At 74.6% G+C, this 20,370-nt stretch carries 10 protein-coding genes; all 10 read right to left on the bottom strand.

The genetic code is table 11. The features are described 5' to 3' along the window. Nucleotides 1-150: 150 nt before the first annotated feature. The 10 genes from ACRRSS_RS19795 to ACRRSS_RS19750 all read right to left on the bottom strand — a co-directional run bounded on the left by ACRRSS_RS19795 (nt 151) and on the right by ACRRSS_RS19750 (nt 20,338). Nucleotides 151-5,064: a DNA-binding protein gene (locus tag ACRRSS_RS19795; RefSeq protein WP_435972439.1), complete on the bottom strand. Its 4,914-nt coding sequence runs from the start codon at nt 5,062-5,064 to the stop codon at nt 151-153. Beyond that, on the bottom strand, nt 5,061-5,918 hold the full coding sequence (locus ACRRSS_RS19790; RefSeq protein WP_435972438.1) for a DUF4132 domain-containing protein: 858 nt from the start codon (nt 5,916-5,918) through the stop codon (nt 5,061-5,063). Before ACRRSS_RS19790 ends, ACRRSS_RS19795 begins: the two co-directional genes overlap by 4 nt. A gap of 317 nt (nt 5,919-6,235) precedes the next feature. Then, nucleotides 6,236-6,988, bottom strand: a complete 753-nt coding sequence (locus tag ACRRSS_RS19785; RefSeq protein WP_435972437.1) for a D-Ala-D-Ala carboxypeptidase family metallohydrolase — start codon at nt 6,986-6,988, stop codon at nt 6,236-6,238. A 277-nt stretch (nt 6,989-7,265) separates the two neighbouring features. After that, nucleotides 7,266-10,586, bottom strand: coding sequence for a DUF4132 domain-containing protein (locus tag ACRRSS_RS19780; protein ID WP_435972436.1), 3,321 nt, complete (start codon nt 10,584-10,586; stop codon nt 7,266-7,268). Between the two features lie 139 nt (nt 10,587-10,725). Next, on the bottom strand, nt 10,726-11,994 hold the full coding sequence (locus ACRRSS_RS19775; RefSeq protein ID WP_435972435.1) for an FUSC family protein: 1,269 nt from the start codon (nt 11,992-11,994) through the stop codon (nt 10,726-10,728). A 212-nt stretch (nt 11,995-12,206) separates the two neighbouring features. After that, a complete protein-coding gene (locus tag ACRRSS_RS19770) occupies nt 12,207-15,170 on the bottom strand; it encodes a LuxR C-terminal-related transcriptional regulator (protein ID WP_435972434.1) in 2,964 nt (987 codons plus the stop codon). A gap of 99 nt (nt 15,171-15,269) precedes the next feature. After that, the gene (gene bdeA / locus ACRRSS_RS19765; protein ID WP_435972433.1) at nt 15,270-16,151 is read right to left on the bottom strand and encodes a bis(hydroxyethyl) terephthalate hydrolase; all 882 of its coding nucleotides are present in this window, start codon (nt 16,149-16,151) and stop codon (nt 15,270-15,272) included. A gap of 182 nt (nt 16,152-16,333) precedes the next feature. After that, nucleotides 16,334-17,725 (bottom strand): chloride channel protein, encoded by a 1,392-nt coding sequence (locus ACRRSS_RS19760; RefSeq protein ID WP_435972432.1) that lies wholly within the window; start codon nt 17,723-17,725, stop codon nt 16,334-16,336. A gap of 265 nt (nt 17,726-17,990) precedes the next feature. After that, nucleotides 17,991-18,671: a hypothetical protein gene (locus ACRRSS_RS19755; RefSeq protein WP_435972431.1), complete on the bottom strand. Its 681-nt coding sequence runs from the start codon at nt 18,669-18,671 to the stop codon at nt 17,991-17,993. Continuing rightward, a complete protein-coding gene (locus tag ACRRSS_RS19750) occupies nt 18,668-20,338 on the bottom strand; it encodes a serine/threonine-protein kinase (RefSeq protein ID WP_435972430.1) in 1,671 nt (556 codons plus the stop codon). Before ACRRSS_RS19750 ends, ACRRSS_RS19755 begins: the two co-directional genes overlap by 4 nt. Nucleotides 20,339-20,370 lie beyond the last annotated feature (32 nt).

Below are 20,370 nucleotides of genomic sequence, written 5' to 3'. Positions count from 1 at the left end.
TACGGGATGTACGGGATGTGATGGATGTGTTGGATGTGCGCGACATGAGAGGCGAGCGGGATGTGCGGGGCACGGGGGTGCCCGGCGCGGCGCGCCCACGGCGGAGGGCGCCGCGCCGGACTCAGGTCGGCGGCCGACCGTGACAGCCGGTCAGCGGCGGCGCCTGGTGCGCTTGACCTGCAGCTCCTCGAACCGCGGCACGTCACCGTCGAGGATCCGCTGCCACGCCCGGGCGAAGAGCTCGGCGGCGGGTTCGACCGGCACCAGCAAGCCCAGGACCGGCCGAACGCCCGCGACCGGCCCGTACATCGGCAGCTTCCACTGCTCGACCGGCAGCACAGGGGCCGCCTGCTCGGCCCAGGCGCCCGGCAGGAACAACGAGCGCCCCGCCCGGGCCCGTACCGCCGACACCACCAGGTCGGTGGCCTCCAGTCCGGCGCGGGCCGCCCTGAGCCTGGCCGGCTTCCACCCCGTCCACCGCGCGGTGTTGCGGTCGGTCGGGTCGGGCATGGCCAGCAGCATCAGGTACAGCGCCGCCGCGTCCGCCCCCAGCTCGTGAGCCTCGGAGACCTCCGCCACGAGGGCGGGCACCGACCGGGACGGATCCTGCGGCCACCAGGTGCCCTCCGGGTCCGTCTCGCCCGCCGAGGGCGCGCCCGGATCGGCGAGGAGACGCGCGAACGCCGGATCGTGCGCGCGCCGCAGAGCCGTCTCGGTCGCCGTCGGGTGCTGCTCCTGGCCGCGCAGGACCACCAGGTACGGGTCGGACCCCGTGGAGTCCAGCAGAGCGGGCCGCACCGCGGGCTGGGGCTGGCCGTCGTGGGTGGCCATGAGCACGGCGCCGTACCGCTCGTGGTCCGGCGCCGTCTCCGTCGGCGCGCCCGCCACCTTGCGGAAGTCCGCGAGGCTCGTGAAGTGCCCCACGGACAGCAGCAGGTCGGGCGAGGCCAGACGCTGCCGCACGGCCGTGAGCGCACGGGGCAGCGTCGCCCGTACGGGGTCACCGGCTGGCAGCCGGTGCGCGAGCCAGGCCGACAGACTCATCGAACCCGTGAGGACCGACGTGGTGAACGGCGCCTCCGCCGGGGCCACGGTCGCCGGCCGGTCTCCCTCGATGCGCCACGCCACGTCGACGCTCAGCTCCGGCGAAGACGACGGGTCGAGCAGCCCAGGGAGAGCCTGATGCACGGGCCACCCGCTACGCGCCGCGCGCGCGGCCTCCGCCGCCAGCCAGTCGGGCACCTGCGCCCGCCGTCCCACCCGCGCGATCCACACGGCGGCCGCCGCTGCCACGTCCGGCCCCTCGCTCCACAACCGCGCGGGATCGGCGGGCAGGAGCGCCGCCACCACGGCCCGCCGCACCTCGACGTCGAGGGACCGCAGTTCGTCGCGGGCCTGACGGGCCTCGGCCACCTTCAGGCCGAGGGTCTTGCGCAGCTCCGCCGGCAGGAAGTTGTTCTCCCAGCTGTCCACGTCGGGGATACCCACGACGACGAGCCGGGCGAGCGCCCCCGACACCCCGGTGAGACGGCTGAACTCCTCGGCCGCCTCAGGGAAGAAGGGGGCCGCCGTACGGGACGTCGCCTCCCGCAGGAAGGCGGTCAGCCACTCCGCGCCGCGCGTCCGGTCACCCACCGGCGCGTCACCGCGCACGGTGTACGGGCCGGGCACCTCGAAACGGCCGCTCGGGTCGTACAGCAGCGCCCCGAACTCCCGTCCGTCGTCGACGGCGTCGCTGTGCTCGGTGATCCCGAGTGCCGCTCCACCACCCAGTGGCAGGACACTGCGGTGCCAGGAGCCGCGCTCCTGACCGTCCGGGGTGTGCAGGTGGGGCGAGGTGAGATGGACGAGGACCCGGCGCCAGTGACCGGCCGAGCCGGCTGCCGAGGCCAGTCCCAGCGCGTCCACCCGGCCGAGCAGCCCGAGCAGCGCGGCCCGGTGCTCGTCGGTGCTGCCGGGCGCGACGGCCCGGAAGGCGATGGCGGCCGGCTCGTCCAGGAGCGGGGTGAAGGGCAGTCCCGAGTACGGCAGCGACGGCAGGTCGAAGTGCACCCGGCCCGGCAGCGCCGTGGCCGAGGTGTCCGCCCGTACCGACGCGAGCCCGCCCAGGAAACGGTGGGCCACGTCCTCGGTCGCACCCGACCGGTAGTACCCGGCACTCGCGATCCCGCTCAGCGCCGTGCTGATCAGGCGGTCGGCCGGTCCCTCCGAGTGGGCCTCTGCGGGCTCGTTCGCCGGGTCGAGCCGTGCGGCCACGGCGTCCAGGGACTTCTGCTGCCCCACGGCGAAGCTCAGCACCCTCACCACTCCCGCGATCAGCTCGGGCGCCGAGATCCCCGGCAGTGCGGTGCGGACCAGCTCCGGCAAGTCCGCAGCGCGCTCCGCCAGGGCGGCCGCCTTGAGGAGCGTTCCCATCGTCTCCCCGTCGGCGGCACGCAGTACGTCCGACCCCTCGGGATCCCGCGCCCGCAGCGTGTGCAGGTGGGACAGCGGCGGCAGGGTCGTGGCGGCGGTGCCGTACCTCTCGTTCCGGTCGCCGGACGCCGTCGTCGTGACCACGCCGTCGGGGTCGATGAGCGACAGCTCCCGCCACTGGTGGCTGAGCGCCCTGGGCCGGTCGTCGCCGGGGAACGTCACCGCCGCGACCGGCATGGCCGAGCCCTCGGGCACGGTGACGGACCGCCCGAGGGTGTCCTCGGCGTGCCAGCCGTTGCCGGGCAGCCGTACGACCCGCCAGCCGAGCAGGCCGTCCTCGGAGACGCCGGCGACCGCACCGTCCACGCCCGGTGCGGGCCGCAGCCAGGACGAGCGGGCGACCAGTTCGGCCCCGGTGGCGTGCGGGCGCAGCGCGTCCGCGAGGAAACCGGGCTGGGAACGGCGCCCGTAGGCTCCCTCCGCCGGGTCGTACTCGGCCCAGCCGCCCTCGCCGTGCCGCTCACCCGACTCCCACACCCAGTACGAGGTGCCGTCGGAGAGCAGCGGGCGTTCCAGCGGCAGCTTCGTGTCGCCGGCGTGCAGGACGCCTCCGCCGGTGGTGCGGCCACCGCCGGGCAGCGGCAGGCTGAGGTTCTCCGTACGCATCGACCAGTAGTCGGCGCCGCCCTCCAGAGTGAGCACCTTGTCGGGCGCGGTGTGCCAGTACCCCTGCGTCCGGCTACCGCTTCCGTAGGTGCTCCAGAACACCAGCAGGGCGCCATCCACGTAGTGGAAGCCGTACCGGTAGGAGTGCCCCGAGGGCACCCGCAGATCGTGCGTGAGCACGGTGGAGTCGGCGTCGATGACCCGCACCTGGACGGCGCCGGCCACGATCAGGTACGGCCAGGCCTCGACGACGGTCAGACCGTCGACGTCGTCGCGCCCCGGAGCCAGCTCCGCCAGGGCCTCCTCCCACGCAGGCCAGCGCAGCTCCTCCCACAGGCCACCGCGCAGGGTGCGCGCCAGGGTCTCGCCGAGGTCGGCACCGGCCGCGGCCGCGACCTCCTCCGGGGCGAGCGCGAGGGCCTCACCGGGCAGCCACGACAGTCGCGCGAGCGCGCTGGGGAGTCCGGGCAGTCCGGCCGCCACCGAATCGCGGGCCACCTCCCGCATCCACTCGGCGAGCATCGGACGACCGCCGGACGAACCCGCGAGCCTCCGCATCACGTCCGCTCCGGCCGACGCGCTGCCGTAGGCGTTCGCACCGTTCCGGAAGGCGGGGCGGAAGCGCGGGTCGGCGGCGAGAGCCGCCAGGTCCCGCGGCTGCTCCCCGCGTGCCCAGTCCGACAGGTTCAGGGCGTCGTGGCGCCGGTTGCGGCCGGCCGGCACCGGATCGGCGACCGGGATCTCCAGCGAGAGCAGCAGGTCCAGCAGGTTGACGTCCTCGACGCCGACGCGCAGCGCGTCCTCGCCCTCGGGCCGGGCCGCCAGTTCGGCGCGCAGCCTCCCGGCCGCGCGGTTCACCAGGTCCAGCAGGGCCGGCGGCGTGGGGCGGGTGCCCCAGCCACGGTGCCGGGCGGCGTGGAAGCGCTCCAGCCACCCCGCCACGCCGTCCTCGCACCGCTCCTCCGACGGCGCCTCCGCGTCGGTCAGTCCGGCGTCCGCCCCGGAATCCGCCAGGATCGCGAGCCACAGCTCGCTCAGCTCACCGTCGTCCCCGGGCGGGGTCATCGACAGGAGCGTGCCCCGTACGGCCGGGGTCCGGCGGGCCAGCGCGACGAGCGCGGCCCGGTGCGACTTCCACCAGCCGCTCGCCGCCCGCAGCGTGGCCGGCAGCGGCAGGAGTTCGGCGAGGTACTCCTGCTCCGCCTCGTCGCCGGACAGCTTCGCCGCACGGGCCAGGCGCCGGAGCTCCACCGCGGCCTGGGCGGACGGGGCGAGGCCACCTGCGGTCCGGCGCACGCACAGTCGCCGGAATCGCTCGTACGCCTCGACGGGGGCGAGCCGCGCGGCGAGTTCCTTGCCGTAGCCGGTCAGGACCTTGACCGGCAGGGCGCCGGCCAGCGCGAACTCGAGGAAGACGGCGTCGAGCCGGTCCTCGTCGACCGCGAGCCCGTGCTGGGCCTCGCTCGTACGGGCGCGGCCGAACAGCTGGCCCGCGTACGTGGTGTTCTCGACCCCGAGGAAGACCCGGGCGGCCTGCTCGTAGAAGACGGGCAGGAAGTGCGGGACGGCCGAGGCGAGCCGCCCGGCCAGCTCCTGGCAGGCGTCCAGGGCGGCCTTGGGCTTGGTCTTCGCCTGCCGGGCCAGCCGGTCCAGCTCCGGCACGACCGCCAGTGCGTGGTGTCCGTCCTCCGGGTGGTGCACGAGCACCCACTCCGGGAAGCCCAGCTCCTGCCGCTGCCCGAGACCGACCACGGCCGGCTCCCCGTGGAGTTCGAGCCCGAGGAAGCCCGCGGCGAGGTCCTCGGCCGGGCCGAGTTCGGCCGCTGCGAGCCGGACGACGACCCGGTCCTCCCCGAGCACCTGGTGGCGGTAGGCCCGCGCGGTCAGTTCGACCGCGGAGGCGCCCGCTCCCTCGGCGTCGGCCGGGAGGACCGCCCCGGCCTTGAGCAGCTCCGTGTTGCCGGAAGCGGTCGTGCTGGTCACGCGTCCCCACCCTCTTCGATCGTGCGGCCGGCGTACAGCGCCGCGGCCATGCGCATTCCCTCCGACCAGGCCACCGGCCCGACCTCGTTCAGCCGGACGGCGCGGCCGTCCTCGTCGTGCCAGGAGAGCGCGCCGGTCTCCGACTCGCCCTCCCAGTACGGTTCGCCGATCCACACGGAGGCCTCCGTGCCGCGGCCCCCGTCGCGGACCTTGCACGTGGCGTAGCCGCCGGACACCCGGTAGCCGAGCCCGGTCGCCCGCGCCGCGAGGCCGAAGCGCGAGGCGAACTTCCCGCCCGCGTAGTCCCGCACGTCCGCCGCCGTCTCCGGATGGACGGCGGCCGGCTTGACCCAGGTGGCGCGGTGGATCTGCTCCACCCGCTGCGTGATGCCGAGTTCGGCCGCGAAGTCGCGCACGTCGTCCAGATCCGGAAGGAGCACGGGGTGCGGGAGCGTCACGGTGCGCGGGGACAGCCGTACGGTCTCGCCGTCGAGGTCGACCACCTTCAGCTCACCTTCGGCGGTGGCGTCCCGCAGGAAGCCGACCTCCTCCGGGTCGTCGCCCACCACCGCCATGTCGCGCAGCGCGGACCGCCACGCCTCGTCCGGCCACACCCGCGCGATCAGCGCGGTGGGCACGGGGAGCGAGGACACCATCCAGGTGTCCACCTGAGCCACGCACGAGGCCGCGTGCCGGTCCAGCCACTCCGCGAGCCGCCGGAGCCGGTCGGCCTCGGGATGCTCGCGCAACGCCTTCGGCAGCGTCTTCAACTGCCGCCCCCCGGTGCGCCGTGCGACCACCCGCCCGTCGTCGAGGGAGATCTCGTATCCCTCACTCGCTGCCAGCCACGTCATCAGCCGTGCCCCTCCGCCTGTCCTGTCGGAACCAGCGCAGCTCGAACCAAGGGACCCTGTCCCTGAGCTGCGATGAGCTGCGATATGCGGGGAGACTATCCAGGGCCACTGACAACGCCTGTACGGGCTGTGGACAAGGTCTCTGAATCGGGAGTACGGGTGGTGGACAGGGCTCCGGAAGGCGCCTGCGGGCTGTGGACAGATTCCGGGCTACGCGTCCGCGAGCCGTGTGCAAGGCCTCGGACGGAACGTCACGCCCGTTCCCTCAGCCGGGGAGAGCGGCCCGCCCCATGAGGAAGGGGCGGGCCGCCCCGGTGTCAGATGCCGCAGCTGGAAGCGGACCAGAAGCGGCTGTCCCGATGGTCGAGGTGGGTGTGGTCACCGTGCCCGGGGTAACCCGGGCCGAGGATCCCGTTGAAGCCGTGGTTGCGGGCCTGCTGGGCGAGCCTGCACAGCGAGTGGGGCCCGGAGCCGAGGTCGGCCGCGTCGCCGTACAGATGACGGCTCGACGAGGCGCCACCGACGGCGTCGTTGCAGGCGTGGCTGCGGAAGCCGCTGGTGACGCGGATGCTCTGGTCCCCGAGGGCGTGCCGCAGGGCCTCCAGCTTCCACATGGTCCGCAGGGCGTTGGACTTCGCCGTGGCCGCGCTCACCGCGCCGCCCGCCCACGTCGTGTTGCAGTTGTTCAGCTCGGCGTAGGAGAAGTGGACGGGGGTGCAGTCGTCGTCCTGGAGCGCGTAGATCTTGCTGAACGTCGCCGGGCCCGCGACTCCGTCCGCGGCCAGCCCGTAGGCGGCCTGGAACCGTTGGACGGCGGCCGCCGTCCCGGGCCCGTAGGCGCCGTCGATCGCGAGCACCCCGCCGGAGCCGGGATAGCCGGCCACCCGGATCTGCAGTGCCGTGACATCGGCGCCGGAGGCGCCCTGGGAGAGGGTGCGCGACCAGGTGTAGCAGCCGTCGGCCTGGGCGGTGCCGGCGGTGGCCACCACCCCGGTCAAGGTGGCTGTCGCGGTCATGACAATCGATAGGAGAAGGCGCAAGGGCAGTGAACGGGGGGTGCGTCGGGACATCGAACCTCCATGGCCTCACGAATCCGGAATGACCTCTGGACGAGAGTCCCCCCGAGATTGACGGCCCGGTCGACGCGCGTCAACCAGGCCGGGGCGAGCGTCATTTGTCGGCCCAATGGCGCCCGAACCCTCGGGTCCGCACTCCCGCTTCTCCGCACGGCCGCAACCGTGAGGAGAACCACCAGCCCCCGCCCCGCACCCCCGCACCGGCACCGGCACGGCATCGGCACGGCATCGGCACCGGCGCACCAAGCGCCGCACGAGCCGCCGCCGGGCGTCAGCGCACGAACCGCCGGAGCGTCTCCTGCCACGTCTCGCACCACAGCACGCCCTGCACGACCCCCAGGGCCCGCACCCGGCAGGCGTCGTCCACGATCTCGGGCAGCGCCGCCTCGATCCCGGGCTGCAACTCCTCGGCGAACCCGCTCCCCGGACGGAACTCGGTGTACCTGCTCCTGCGTCGGGCCGGGTCCACGGTGAACACCTCGGCATGACGGTGCCGCGTGGCCGTGTCCGTCGAGTCCAGCAGCTCCCGCGCATGGTCGACCGTCACCTCCCGCAGCCCGCAGGCGGCCACCGGGTCGCCCTCGTGCCCATGGGCGAGGCACCGGGCGCGCAGACAGTCCGCGAGGAGCGCGGCCGGATCGACGGCCAGCGCCTCCCGCACGGAACGGTCGAAAGGCCGCGCCGCCCCGGCGACGAGGAACGGCTCCACGTGGAGCAGCAGATCCTGGAGAGCGAACAACCCGTCCGCACCGCCCTCGCGCACCCGCCGCACGCGCTCGTCGAGGATTCCGGTCATCAGCTCGCGCAGAGGTTCCAGCGCGGCCACCCGTTTCGTCACCTTCGGATGCGGAGTCAGGCGGTGCGGTGTCACGGCGTACCCCAGGCTCCCGCGCACGGCGCCGGTCAGTTCCGTGCGGATCGACTCCTCGAACGCGGGATCGGCCAGCACGGACTCGACCCCGTCGGTCCCCCGCTTCTGAATCCACTGCAGAACATGGGCGCCCCGCTGGGCGGTCGGTTCGCCGAGCGGCATTCCCAGCCGCTTCAGCAGGGCGAACAGTCCGAGATCGATACCGACGCCCCAGAAGTCACCCCCCAACGATGCGCTCTCCAGCCCGAGCAAGGGCTCACGGACCTCGCCCGCCTCACGCATCCGCGCCGCGACCGACGCCACCACGGGCTCCAGACCGGCCACGGGCAGCCGCAGCCCCGCGTACCGCCGGAAGAACAGCGTCAGCCAGGCATCCGCGTCCTGCGCCGACCCGCCGGACCCCGACGCGGCCGAGCCCGACCCGCCGGACCCCGACCCGCCGGACTCCGACCCGCCGGACCCCGACCCGGCGGAGCCGGACCCGTCGAAGCCCGACCCACCGAACCCCGGCGCGCCGGGGTCCGCCCCCGCGGCGACCGGCTCCCCGGAACTCGGCCGCGTTCCCCCGGCGAACCGCTCCAGCAGACCGACCCGCGCCATCAGCGCCAGCCACGCCTCCGCGGCCTCGGTCTTCGCCGCTGCGGAGGAGCCCCGGGGCTCCGGCAGATGGGTGCGCAGGTACCCGGCCGTGTCGGGGTGCTCCGCCAGGTCCCGCTCCAGAGGCGCGGACCAGGCTTCCCACAGGGCCGCCGTCGCCCGCTCCAGCCCGCCGTTGCGCAGGAGCAGATGGAAGAGCTCCGTGTGGGTGTCGTCGGCGGGCAGCGGGCCGCCGGCTCCCTCGGCCAGGTCCCCGGCGAACGACGCGGGTACGTCCCGCCCCCGGTAGTGCGTGACCCCGTCGCGGACGAACGACGTGGGAGTTCCGCTCTCTCTGCGGAGCCAGTCGAGGACGAGCCGGCGATAGCTCTCGTACGCCTCGGCCGCCGACGAACGGCCGGCGAGGTCCGCCCGGTACTGCCGGAGCAGCTTCTCGTCGACGACGCCGAGCACACGGAACTCCCCTACGAGTTCCCGCAGGTCATCCTCGTCGATGCCGCCCAGTCTCCGCTCGGCGGCCCGCGCCTCGGTGTAGAGCGGCCTGGCCATGGCGACACTGCCCGCGGCCGCCACGATCCGGGCCCCCTCGTCCAGGGCGTACGGCAGGAGTTCGGGGTGGGGCGCGGTCAGCTTCTTCAGGCTCGACTGGAGTTGGGTCGCCGCCCGGCCCGGCTTCGTGTCCGCGGTCTTCGCGCAGGTGCGGAGCGGAGCGAGCAGGGCCATCGCCTGCGGGGCAAGTTCCGGGTGCGGCCGGCAGATCCGGGAGAGGAGGTCCAGCGGCCTCACCCGTGTCCGGCCGACCGGCGCGGCCTCACCCGGGTCCGGCTCCAGGCCCAACGCCCGTGCCACCGCGTCCCGCGCCCCGACCGACCGTGCCACGACCAGCCGTACGAAGCACCCGCCGTCGTCGAGGACGGGGGAGTGGTACCGACGCGCGGTCAGGACCTCCTCGTTCCGACCGGCGGGCTCACCCGCGAGGACCGCGCCCGCGCCGAGGAGCTGCCACTCCTCGGCGGGCTGCCGTGCCTCCGGACGCTCGGCCCGCGGAGCGCCGGCGGCGGCGTACTCCGCGCACGCGACGAGAAAGGCCTGGTACCCGGAGGCGGCATCGGACGGCCGGGTTCCGTCCGGGCCTCCCGCGGCGACCTCCCGCTCCTCGTAGAGGGTCGCCATCGCCCTGATCCCCTCGGACCAGACGGGCCGGGGCACGGCGTGGTACGCCCCCGCCCCGTCCCGTCCTCGAGCGTCCGTGAACCAGAAGTCGTGCAGGTGCACCCGCGCCGCGGGTCCCTGATAGCGCAGGTCGGCCACCATGCCGTACGTGCGTCCCTGGTGCACGAAGCCGAAACCGGCGCGCTCCCCGCCGATCCGCCCGCCGAAGCGTCTCACCACGTTCTCGAAATGGGCGCCGGACCTGTACTCGGCGCCCTGGAAGGCGGTGATTCCCTGCCGAGCGTTCCGCGCTCCGGGTGCCGGAGAGCACTCCGGCCGTACGTACACGGCACGGTGCAGCTGCTCGATCCCCTGCTCGCCGCCCAGGGGGTCCAGGACCTTCCGCCACCGTTCGATCCTGCCGGTGCCGCGCGGATCGAGGAGCACCGGGTGCGGGATCATGACGACGGCGTCGTCCAGCTCGCGTTCCTCCCCGTCGAGGCCCCTCACCACGAGTCCACCGTCCGGGCCCGGCGCGACGCCCGTGAGAACCCCGGCCCGCCGCACGTCCGGCCCACCCGACCCGCCGTCGGCCCCGTCCTCAGGGCTGACGGCCGCCCCACGACCCGACTCGTCATCCGGCCCGTCGTACGGCGCGATCACCGCGTACCGCAGAGCGCGCCGCCAGTACGGGTCGGGCCACACCTGCCGGATCAACTCGGCGGGAACGGGCAGGGATCGCGTCATCCACCGCTCGACGCTCGTCAGCGTCTCGCCGGCGTGGTCGCCGATCCACTCCGCCAGCGCGGTCAGCTCCCGCACCAGCGGCTCGGAGGTCAGCGCCGACGGCACCTTCTTCAACTCGCGCCCCGCCGCCGTGCGGCAGCGCAGCACCGGTTTCGGCCCGGCCCAGGGATCGAGCCTCAGCTCGTAGTCCCCTGCGGCTCGCCAGACAGTCGCGGTCGAACTCATCCTGTGTACCCCCGTGGTGCGTCGCCGCCCGCACTCTTCCGAGCAGCCCCTCACACGGTACGGGGAGCCACCGACACTCCCCCTCCGCGGCCCGGGGACGCCCCGGCCCCAGCCTGCCGGGGGGCGGGGCCGCCCGCTCTCACGACTCGCGCCGCGCCCGCGTCGCGAGGGCGGTGACGCGGCGGCGGCGTTCCTCCCGGGCCCGCGTGTGGCGGTCCAGCTCCTCCATGAGACGGCGCCCCCGATGGTCCGGGTCGAGTTCGTCGAGGACCCGGTCGATCTCTGCGAGCAGGGCCCCGTACAGCTGCCAGTGGTCGGGATGGGCCTCCGCGTCGCTCCGCAGCAGCCCCGCGGCGCGGTCACGGGCCGAACGGGCCGCGCGCAGCTCGTCGGCGAGGTGGCCCTCCGCCCTCTCCGAGCCGGTGCTCGTGTGCGAGGTGACGAGGACGGCGAAGCTCACCAGCACGTCCGCGAGGTGCCGAACGGTCTCCTGGAGGGCCCCGGCCGTCTCCTCGCGGAAGAGCGCGGCGCCGTCCCGGTCCCTGGCGAGGTCCGTCAGCGTACGGGTGAGGACGCGCAGCACGACCGCGCAGATCTCCAGGGTGTCGAGCCCGGTGCGCAGCACGATGCGGTGCAGCAGCCCCTCCTTGACACGCGGGTTCATACGGAGGCTGTCCTCCGCCTGGCGCAGGGCGGCGTCGACGTCGGCGACGTCGTTGTCGAGGAGCCTGGCCTCGTGGAGACGCGCCGCGGCCCGCTCCACTGGCGGGGGCGCGGCGCCGGTCCCGGACATGGGCGCGGGCTCGGGGTGGCCGTCCTGATCGGCGAGCTCGTCACCGATGTCGACGAGCAGCCGGCGCATCCGCCGGGCCAGGTCCACGATCGAGTCGCCCGCCGTGTCCACCCAGACCGGAGGCACCAGCACCACGTTGAACACCAGACCGACGACCGCGCCGATCAGGGTTTCGAGCACGCGGTCCCACGCGGTGTTCGCGACCTGGGTGACCCCGAGGACGAGCATGGCGCTGATGGCCACCTCGGGGATGAACTCCTCGACCCGGACGAACCGGCCCACGACCAGCGACGCCAGGATGACCAGGGCGAGACTCCACCACGTCAGCCCGACGAGCGCGCTGAACGCGATGGCGATGAGGACGCCGACGACGACGGAGGTCACCCGCCGCAGGCTCGTCTTGAGCGTCGAGTACAGCGTCACCTGCACGACGAGCAGGGCGGTCAGAGGGGCTGTCAGCGGTGCGGCCTCGGCGCTGAGCTGGAGGGCGACGACATAGGACAGCGTCGCCGCCGCGGTGGAACGCACGGTCTGCACCGCGAAGGGATCCCGCCGGAACCGCTGCCACCATTGCCATCGGCGCGGGTGGACGAACCAGTCGGAGGGGCGCGGCATCCGTACTCCTTCTCCGGTCGACGACGGCCTGCTGGAGGCGCCTTCCCGCCTTGGTGCCGTCGAATCGCGATGGTTCGCGGTGTCGACCGCGAGCGCGCGCCGACGCGCCGACGACGGCCCGACGAATTGTCCGTCTCTTCTCGGATGGGTTCGGTGACCCGTGAACCGGAGTGCCGCGGAGCTGCTCAGGGGAAAGCCCGTCGGCCCCGTGGCTACCGGAGGGGATCCCACCCTCCGGTAGCCCGCGCCGGACCGTCGGCGTCCGACTCTCCGCGGGCGACGGCCCGGCCCTCGGTGTCCCGCTGCCCGCCCGCGACGACCCGGCCCTCGGAGTCCACCTGCCCACCCGTGGCGGCCGAGCTTTCGGTGTCCCACCGCCCACCCGTGACCGAGCGGCCTTCGGTGTCCCACTGCCCGACCACGCCGGGGAGTTCGACGCGGGAGCGGATGCCCAGCCGTGCGAAGACGCTCCTCAGGTGGTGGTCGACCGTCCGGGGGCTCAGGCACAGTCGGTCGGCGATCTCCCGGTTGGTGGCGCCCTGTGCGACGAGCCGCGCGATCCGCTGCTGTTGCGGGGTCAGCCGCCCCCACGCCACGCGGGGTACGGCGCCACCACTGGTACCACCGGTGGCGCGCAGCTCCGACCGCGCATGCTCGGCCCAGCCCTCGGCGGCCGCCCGCTCGAAGGTGACGAGCGCGTCGCGCAGCGGCCCGCGCGCGTCACCGGGGCGCCTGCGGCGCCTCAGCCACGTGCCGTACGCGAGGAGCGTGCGGGCGCGTTCGAAGTCGTTGGCGCAGTCGTCGTGCCGTCGGACGGCCTCACCGAACCAGTACCCCGGTTCCTCTCCCTGAGCGAGCAACGCCCGGCAACGGGCCAGCTGCGCCGGCGCCGCGCTGTCGATGCCCTGGACGGCCCAGACGGCGTACTCCTCAGCCGCCTCGCGGGCCTCGACCCTCCGGTCGGCCGCCACGGCCGCCTCGACGAAGCACGGCACGACCAGCATCCGCAGCGCGAAGTGACCGCCGCGGGGGCCGGTCCTGACGAGCGGAACGAGCCGCGCCGCCGCCTGCGAGGCCAGGCCACGACCCAGCTCACCCCGCGCCAGCGCCCACTCGGCGAGCGTCGCCGCCTGTACGAGACCGTGGGGGCGGGCCGTCTCCAGAGCTCGCCCGGCGTGCTCGACCACCGCCCGCTCGTCGCCGACCACCGAGCCCACCAGGGCGAGCACGGCGTGCTGGTGCGCGGCGACGTTGCGCTGCCCGGTCACCTCCGCCGCCCGCAGCCCCTCCCGGGCGGTGCGCGCGGCCCGGCTGTACCGGCCGGCCCGGAGTTCGGCGTACGCGAGGTGTTCGAGGACGCGGGGCAGCAGGGACGTACGGCGCTCCGCACGGGCCCGGGCGAGCGCACGCGCGTGGACCCGGGCCGCCGCGGCCGTGTCACCGAGGACGAGCGCGGCCGAGCCCGCCCGCAGCAGCAGCCTCGGATCGTCCTCGGCGCCGTCCCGCGCGACCACCCGCGCCAGCGGCGGACGGGCACGGTCGAGCCGTACGGTCAGGGCGGCGCTCAGACCGTCGGCGAAGTCCCGCTCCGTACCCCGGACGTCCGCGCCGCCGTCGAGGGCGGCCAGGCAGGCGGCGACATCGCCCCCGGCCCAGGCTGCCTCCATCGCGAGGAACCGGGCGTCGGACGCCTCGACGGGAGCCCGCTCCCGCAACAGCTCGGCCGCCTGCAGCAGCGCCTCGTACGCCTCCATCACCGGACCACCGGCCAGGGCGGCCAGACCGCGTACGAGTTGGGAGCGGCCCCGGACCACCGGCGCGAGGGCGCGCCTCGCGGGGGAGGGACCGAGCCGGTCGGCACGGTGGTCCTCGCTCCGCGCGAGCGCCGCGCGCGTGCCCACGGCGGTGGCCGACGGACCGGTCCCGGCGGCCTCCTGGACACGACGGAGCCACGCGGCCGGAGCCGAGGCGCGAGCGGCCCGCGCGAGGAACGGATCCTCGAACCGCAGCACATCACCCCTGCGCCACAGCAGCCCGTCCGCGAGGAGACCGTCCAGGGCCTCGACGGGGGTACGGGTCGCCCGCGCGCCGGAGCGGACGGCTTCGATGCCGACCTCGTACGCCGCGCACCCGCCCCTGTCCCCGGCTCGGTCCGTCAGCGCCACCAGGGCGAGCAGACGGCGGGAGTCCGCGGGCAGCCGGTCCAACAGCCCTCCGTACACCTCGGCCAGGACGGTGCCGTCGACCACCGGCTGCGGCAGGGGAACACCACCGGCAAGCTCGGCGGCCGTGAGGTGCCGCGCCACCGCCGCGAGGAGCCCGGGGTGCCCGGCGGTCTCGTCGAACAGCCGGCCCGCGACGCGTGGTGACGGAGGCGCCGCGCACAGATCGTCCAGGAAGGCCCGAGCGCCGTCCCGGGTCAGCCGTCCCAGACGCACGCTCTCCGCCCCCGGCACGTCGGGAAGCCGGTGGTGACGGGCGGCGGCGACGAGCCAGCCGGGGCGCGCCGAACCGCCGGGCCCTGGGTGCGCCGATCCGCCGGACCTGCCGGACGTCGGCCCGCCGGACCTGCGGAGTCCCGGCCCGCCGGACCCGGAGCGGTCGGCGGGTGGACGCCCGGGCTCACCGCCGAGTTCCTGCCAGGCCGAGGTGAGCGCGGCTCGCGAATGCGCGTCCCACAGATGCAGGTCGTCCAGGCAGATCAGCGCCCGACGACCGGCGAGCAGCTCGGCCACCGCGGCGCCGAGGCCGTGCGCGCCCCGCGCGGACCGCAGCGCCCGTCGAGCGGCCGACGGAGTGGGTGCGAGGGCCGCGAGCAGGGCGCGGGCGCCGCTCCACGGGCCGCGGTGCGAGGGTGCGGCGACGCGAAACGCGACCCGAGACCCGGCCCCGGTGCCATCCCCGGCCCCATCCCTGGCCGTACCCCCCGCCCCGCGCAGGTCTCCGGGTCCGTCCCCGGGCAGGTCTCCGGCCCCGTCTCCGGACGGCGTACGGAGGAAGTCCTCGGCCGCCCGCGCCAGAAGCGAGGTGCGTCCCTCGCCCGTGTCCCCGGTGACGAAGAGGACACCACCGGCCCCCGCGTCGGCCCGGGCCGACAGGCGGGCCACCGCGGAGAGTTCGGCCGCCCGGTCGTACAGCCGTCGGCTCGGGGTCGCGGCATGCGTCGCTCCGCTCACGCCCGCCACGTTACCGACCCGTACGGGACGGCGGAAGGTTCCCGGGTCTGGACGGTGGCCCAGACCCGGGAACCGCGCTCTGTGACCGTGCACAGGGCGTCAGGAACCGAGCGGGCAGCTGCCCCGGTACTCCTCGATCGTCAGACTGGGCCGCGGGAGCGGGCAGAGGAACTGCTCGTAGCGGGTGTCGTCGTCGATGAAGCGCTTCAGCCACGAGATGCTGTACTTCGCGATCGTCGTGTTCGAGGCGTTCGGGGTGAAGTGAGTGGCGCCGTTGAGCTCCAGGTACGCCTTGTCGAGCGAGCCGGGGAGATTTTCGTAGAACGGCTCGGAGTGCGTGGCGACGGGGGCGATCGTGTCGCCGTCGGCGCCGATGACGAGCGTGGGCGTGGTGATCTCGGGCCAGGTCTTGTCCGTGTTCCAGGCCGTGAGGGGGACGGCGGCCTTGAGGGAGGGCCGGCTCTTGGCGGCTTCGAGGGTTCCGCCGCCGCCCATGGAGTGCCCCATGACACCGAGTCGGGAGGCGTCGACGCGGCCCCGTACGGTGCTGCGCTGGGTCAGGTGGTCGAGCGCCGCGAGGAGCTGCCGGCCACGGCTGTCGGGCTGGTCGAGCGTGGTGAGGGTGTCGATGGTGAACACCACGAAGCCCTGCGAGGCGAGCCGCGGTCCCAGCCAGGCGATCGAGGACTGCGTGGCGGTGAACCCGGGCGAGATGACGACCGCGCCGAAGGTGCCGTCGGCGGTGGAGGTGGGGTAGTAGATGGTGCCGCCGCCGAATCCGGTGACGGCGAGGGAGGAGACGGAGGTCTCGGCGACCGCGTAGGGGCCGCGAAGGGCCTCCACGCTGGTCTGGGTCGGCGCGGGACCACGCTCGTAGGGGTTGCCCGCGGAGGCGGCGGCTTGGACACCGGGGGCGAGGAGCAGGGCGAGGCAGGCTGCGGTGGCGGTCGCGGCGGAGGCCGCGGCAAGGTGTCGTTTCACGACGGAGTCGTCCTCTCGTGTCGTGGGGCGGCCGCCCTCCGAGGAATCCGGTCGGCGGCCGCGCCGTGAACTGGCCCGGCACACTGTCCGGTCAGCACGACACGCGTGCATCGGCAGAACCACCGGTCTCAGCGACCGCCGGACCGTTCCCCGCGCACAGCGGCGTGATCCCTCACCCCGCGTCAGGGACGCGAGGAACCTCCGGCGGTCGCGTCGGCGGAGGAGCGACGGGCGCGTGAGGGGGCGAGCCGCCGCAGGTCGGAGGGGAGCAGCTCGGTGGTGACGAACGCGACCACGGCCGCCAGGATCACCACGGGCGTCACGTCGGCGCTGCCGAGCAGCAGGGCCACGAGCACGACACTGCTCACGGGGAGCCGCAAGGTGGCCGCCGCCGCCGCGGCCATACCGGCGGCCATCGCCGGCACCAGCCCGAGTCCCGGCAGCGGAGCGAGCAGCACACCGGTGGCGGCTCCCAGGAAGAGGGCGGGGAAGACGGGACCGCCGCGCAGGCTGCCCAGACACAGGGTGTACGCGGCGCCCTTGAGGAGCAGGACCGCCAGCAGCGCACCGACGCCCCAGGAGTGCGCGTCGGAGGCCAGCGTGCTCAGCGTGGCCTGGCCGGACGAGGCGACGTCGACGGGCGAGCGGCCGGTGATCAGCGAGTAGAGGGCGGCACAGGCCGCGGCTCCCAGCGCGCAGACGACCGTCCGGAACCGCACGCCGCTCCGGACGTACGCCGCCACGAGCCGTCCCCCGTCCAGCACCAGACGCATCACGACGGCGATGGCCCCGGCCATCAGGAGGGACCACAGCACGTCTCCGGCGTCCAGACGCGGCGTCGGCGTCGGCAGTTCGAGGCTCAGACTGCCCGTCTCCAGACCGGTCCAGCGCCCGAATCCCGTGAACACCAGGGATCCGACTCCGCTGGACAGCAGGGCGGGCAGCATCACCGCGAACAGCCGCGGGCCTCCCACTCCCGCGATCTCCATGAGGAGGACGGCGGCGACCAGCGGGTTGCCGAAGATCGCGGCGATCGCGGCGGCGGCTCCGGCCGCGCCCAGCAGCGCCGTGCTCTGCGGGGTCGAGGGCGCGCGAGCGAGGTCACGGAAGAGGAGGGCCAGGCCGCCGCCCAGGGCGATCAGCGGTGCCTCCGGACCGAGCACGGCGCCGAACGGCAGGCTCGCCACCGCGGCGAGGAGCACGCCGGGCAGCGCGGTGGACGAGGCGCCTCCCGTGTGCAGACCCAGGGCGGGGATGTGGCCGCCCGCGCCGGGCAGCCGGGCGGCGATCTGTCCGACGCCGAGGCCCGCGACGAGGAGAAGGGGCAGCGGCCACCACCACGCGGGCTCGTCCCGGCCCATGTGGTGGGGGAGGTCTGTCCACAGGAAATGTTCGAGTTCGTGCAGGCCGACCAGGAACCAGAACGCGGCGAGGGAGACCGGGACACCGATGAGGGCGCAGAGGACGAGCGCCTTGAGATAGCCGGGGGTCAGCAGGATGTCCCGAAGGTGGTCCGCCTCCTCGGGCTGCGTTCCGCCGGCGGCCGGACCGGACGGAGGGCTGGGCTCGGCCATCGGTGTCTTCCTTCCCCATCGACCGGGCGCCCGGGGCGCGTCCCGCCGTGAGTGTGCGGTGAACGGGGACACCGCCCGTGCGGAAGCCCCGGATCGGAGCGGACAGCCGGGATCGCGGTGGCCGGGCGGGATCGGATCAGCTGGACGGGGTCGGAGCGGACGGAGGTGACGGCCGGGCCCCGGACCGGGTCCCGTACCGCACGGTCCATCGCTACCCGGAGTTCCCTCCGGCCGCAACAGGGACACACCAGGAGCGCGAGGTCCTTCACCCGCAGTGGTACGTGAACGCCGCCGCCGACGTGTGGACCGTGGGTGACGTGATCACCAGGCGCGCCACGGCCTGGTGCGTCCCGGGCCCGTGGAAGGTCCACAGCAGATGGAGGGTGGCCTCCTCCTGACCACGGGCCAGTTTCTCGTGCAGGACCGTGGAACGGGTCCCGTCGCTGCGTTCCCAGCGGTACGTGACGGTGCCCGGCCGGCCGTCCGTGCGGACGACAGCCACGACGTCCGCGGTGCCGTCGCAGCCGAGGCGCTGCCCCGAGGTGCCGACGGTGACGTCCCGTACCGCGACGCCGGGCCCGTAGTGCCGCCAGGCCAGGAAGACCAGGACGGCGGCCATCACGACGCACGCGAGCGCGTAGCGCCGCGGCCACCGTGAAGGGACCGGCGGCCTCGGCGCGGGGACGCCGGGCAGGGTCCCGTGCCAGATCTGGACCGCCGTAGGGGTGTTCTCGGCACGCCGTGCGGCGGCCGCGGTCACGCCCGGTCCGAACCGGAGGACCTCACCTTCGACCCGGTCGGGCGCGGCGGGAGGCGCGGCGACGGGCGCGGCCCGGCGCGTCTCTTCCGGCGCACGTCGCACCGTCTGTTCCGGCGCGTCCTCCGGTGTCGGACGTTCGAACCAGTGGCTGCCGAGTTCGGTGGCGCTGTAGTCGTCGTCGTTCATGAGATCGTGCACCGCCGGATGAAGATCTGCTGCAAGGAGCCGCCGTTCGCGGCGGCGGGGGTCGTGGTCGCGCGCAGCCCCCAGTAGCATCCGGCGCCCCGGACGTCGTGGGCGAGCGCGAGGGTGTACCGGGTGGCTCCCTCGCGCCGGTAGGTCTCGGAGCCGTCGGGGGCGCCCGGCGATCCCTGCTCGTCCCCGGTGAACCACTCGATATGAATCGTCACCGGTCCCGTTCCGTCCGTCGTGACCTCGACGGCGGCCGAGGCGGCCGTCGGCCCGGTCTGGCGCAGGCTCGTGACCGAGACCGCTGACACGGAGACGGGCGGCGTCGGGGGAGCCGTGGTCGGTGGCGTGCTCGTCGAGGTCGTCGGAGGGGTGCCGGTGGGAGGTGCGGACGTCGTCGGTGGCGCCGAAACGCGAGGCGTGGTCGGAGGAGCGGTCACGGTCGGCGGCGTCGTCGCCCCGCCCGTCGGGGACTCGTCCGGAGTGACGCTCACCCCGGGGCTCGGCGACGAGGACGGCCCCGTTGTCGTCGCCGTCGGATCGGGGGAGGGCGTCGCTGACGTGGCGGGTTCCGACGGAGGCGTGCTCGCCCCGGTGCTCGTCGTCGCGAAGGCCTGGGCGGCCTTGTCGCCGTCCGGCTCCTCGCCCCCGGCGCGCGCGGCGAGGGCGAGGAGGAGCGCCAGGACGAGCCCCGCCGCACCCGCCGGCAGCCCGCGCGGGAGCCGCCACCGGGAGCGGGACGGCGGGGCGGGCAAGGTGGTGGTGCCGAGGGCGGTCGTGCCCTCCGGGATACCGCCCGAGGACGGGAAGAACAGCGGCAGGAGAGCGGCCAACGCCGCCAGGCGGCCCCGGCCCCGTTCCTCCCACTCCGGTCCGTACGCGTTCAGGGCGACCGACTCCAGCTCGGTCACGAACGCGGCCGCGTTCTCCGGCCGCTCGTCCGGGGACTTGGCGAGCCCCCGCCGGATGAGAGGGCGCAGCGGCTCGGGCGCCTGCCCGTCGGGAACGGGCGTGCCCAGGTGCTGCAGGGCGAGTTCCGCGAAGTTGTCGCCGGAGAAGGGCTTGCGCCCGGTCAGACACTCGAAGAAGGTCGCGGTCGCCGCGTAGACGTCGGCCGCCGGTGAGGCAGGGGCGCCGTTCCACTGCTCGGGCGCCATGTAGGCGGGCGTGCCGGCGACTCCCGGTGTGGCGCCCCGGCCGACCGCGATGCCGAAGTCGACGAGTGTGGACGACCCGTCGGCGGCGACCAGCACGTTCTCGGGCTTGTAGTCGCGGTGCACGACGCCCGCCCGGTGAGCGGCGGCGAGGCCCAGGAGCGAGCCCTTGAGCACCACGAGGGCCGCCTCGGGGCCGGTCGAGCCCTCCCGGGCGAGGAGCGCGCGCAACGCGACGCCGTCGACCAGCTCCATCACGATGGCGGCACCCCGTGGAGCCTCGACGTACTCGTAGAACGTCACGACGTGGGGAGTGTCCAGGGCGCCGAGCAGCCGCGCCTCGGCCCTGAACCCGCGTACGAACGCCTCGTCCGAGCGGAACCGCTCACTCAGGTACTTCACGGCGACCGGCAGGCCCGTCGCGTCGTGCGTGGCGAGCACCACGCGGCCGCTGCCGCCCGCTCCCAACTCCCGGGTCTCGGTGTACCCCGGAACCACCCATGCGCCCATCCCCGCCCCCCTCGACGCCGTCTCCGGCTGTC

It is taken from the genome of Streptomyces sp. Qhu_M48 (genome assembly GCF_051305195.1).
In the GTDB taxonomy this organism is placed as follows: Bacteria; Actinomycetota; Actinomycetes; order Streptomycetales; family Streptomycetaceae; genus Streptomyces.
Note: the sequence above shows the minus strand (reverse complement) of the source record. Positions and strands in the feature narration are given on the sequence as shown.

What these genes read in the sequence shown, in the direction of transcription:
- ACRRSS_RS19790 (WP_435972438.1), bottom strand. Translation starts at nt 5,918, where the DNA reads ATGACGTGGCTGGCAGCGAGTGAGGGATACGAGATCTCCCTCGACGAC.
- ACRRSS_RS19785 (WP_435972437.1), bottom strand. Translation starts at nt 6,988, where the DNA reads ATGTCCCGACGCACCCCCCGTTCACTGCCCTTGCGCCTTCTCCTATCG.
- ACRRSS_RS19780 (WP_435972436.1), bottom strand. Translation starts at nt 10,586, where the DNA reads ATGAGTTCGACCGCGACTGTCTGGCGAGCCGCAGGGGACTACGAGCTG.
- ACRRSS_RS19775 (WP_435972435.1), bottom strand. Translation starts at nt 11,994, where the DNA reads ATGCCGCGCCCCTCCGACTGGTTCGTCCACCCGCGCCGATGGCAATGG.
- ACRRSS_RS19760 (WP_435972432.1), bottom strand. Translation starts at nt 17,725, where the DNA reads ATGGCCGAGCCCAGCCCTCCGTCCGGTCCGGCCGCCGGCGGAACGCAG.
- ACRRSS_RS19755 (WP_435972431.1), bottom strand. Translation starts at nt 18,671, where the DNA reads ATGAACGACGACGACTACAGCGCCACCGAACTCGGCAGCCACTGGTTC.
- ACRRSS_RS19750 (WP_435972430.1), bottom strand. Translation starts at nt 20,338, where the DNA reads ATGGGCGCATGGGTGGTTCCGGGGTACACCGAGACCCGGGAGTTGGGA.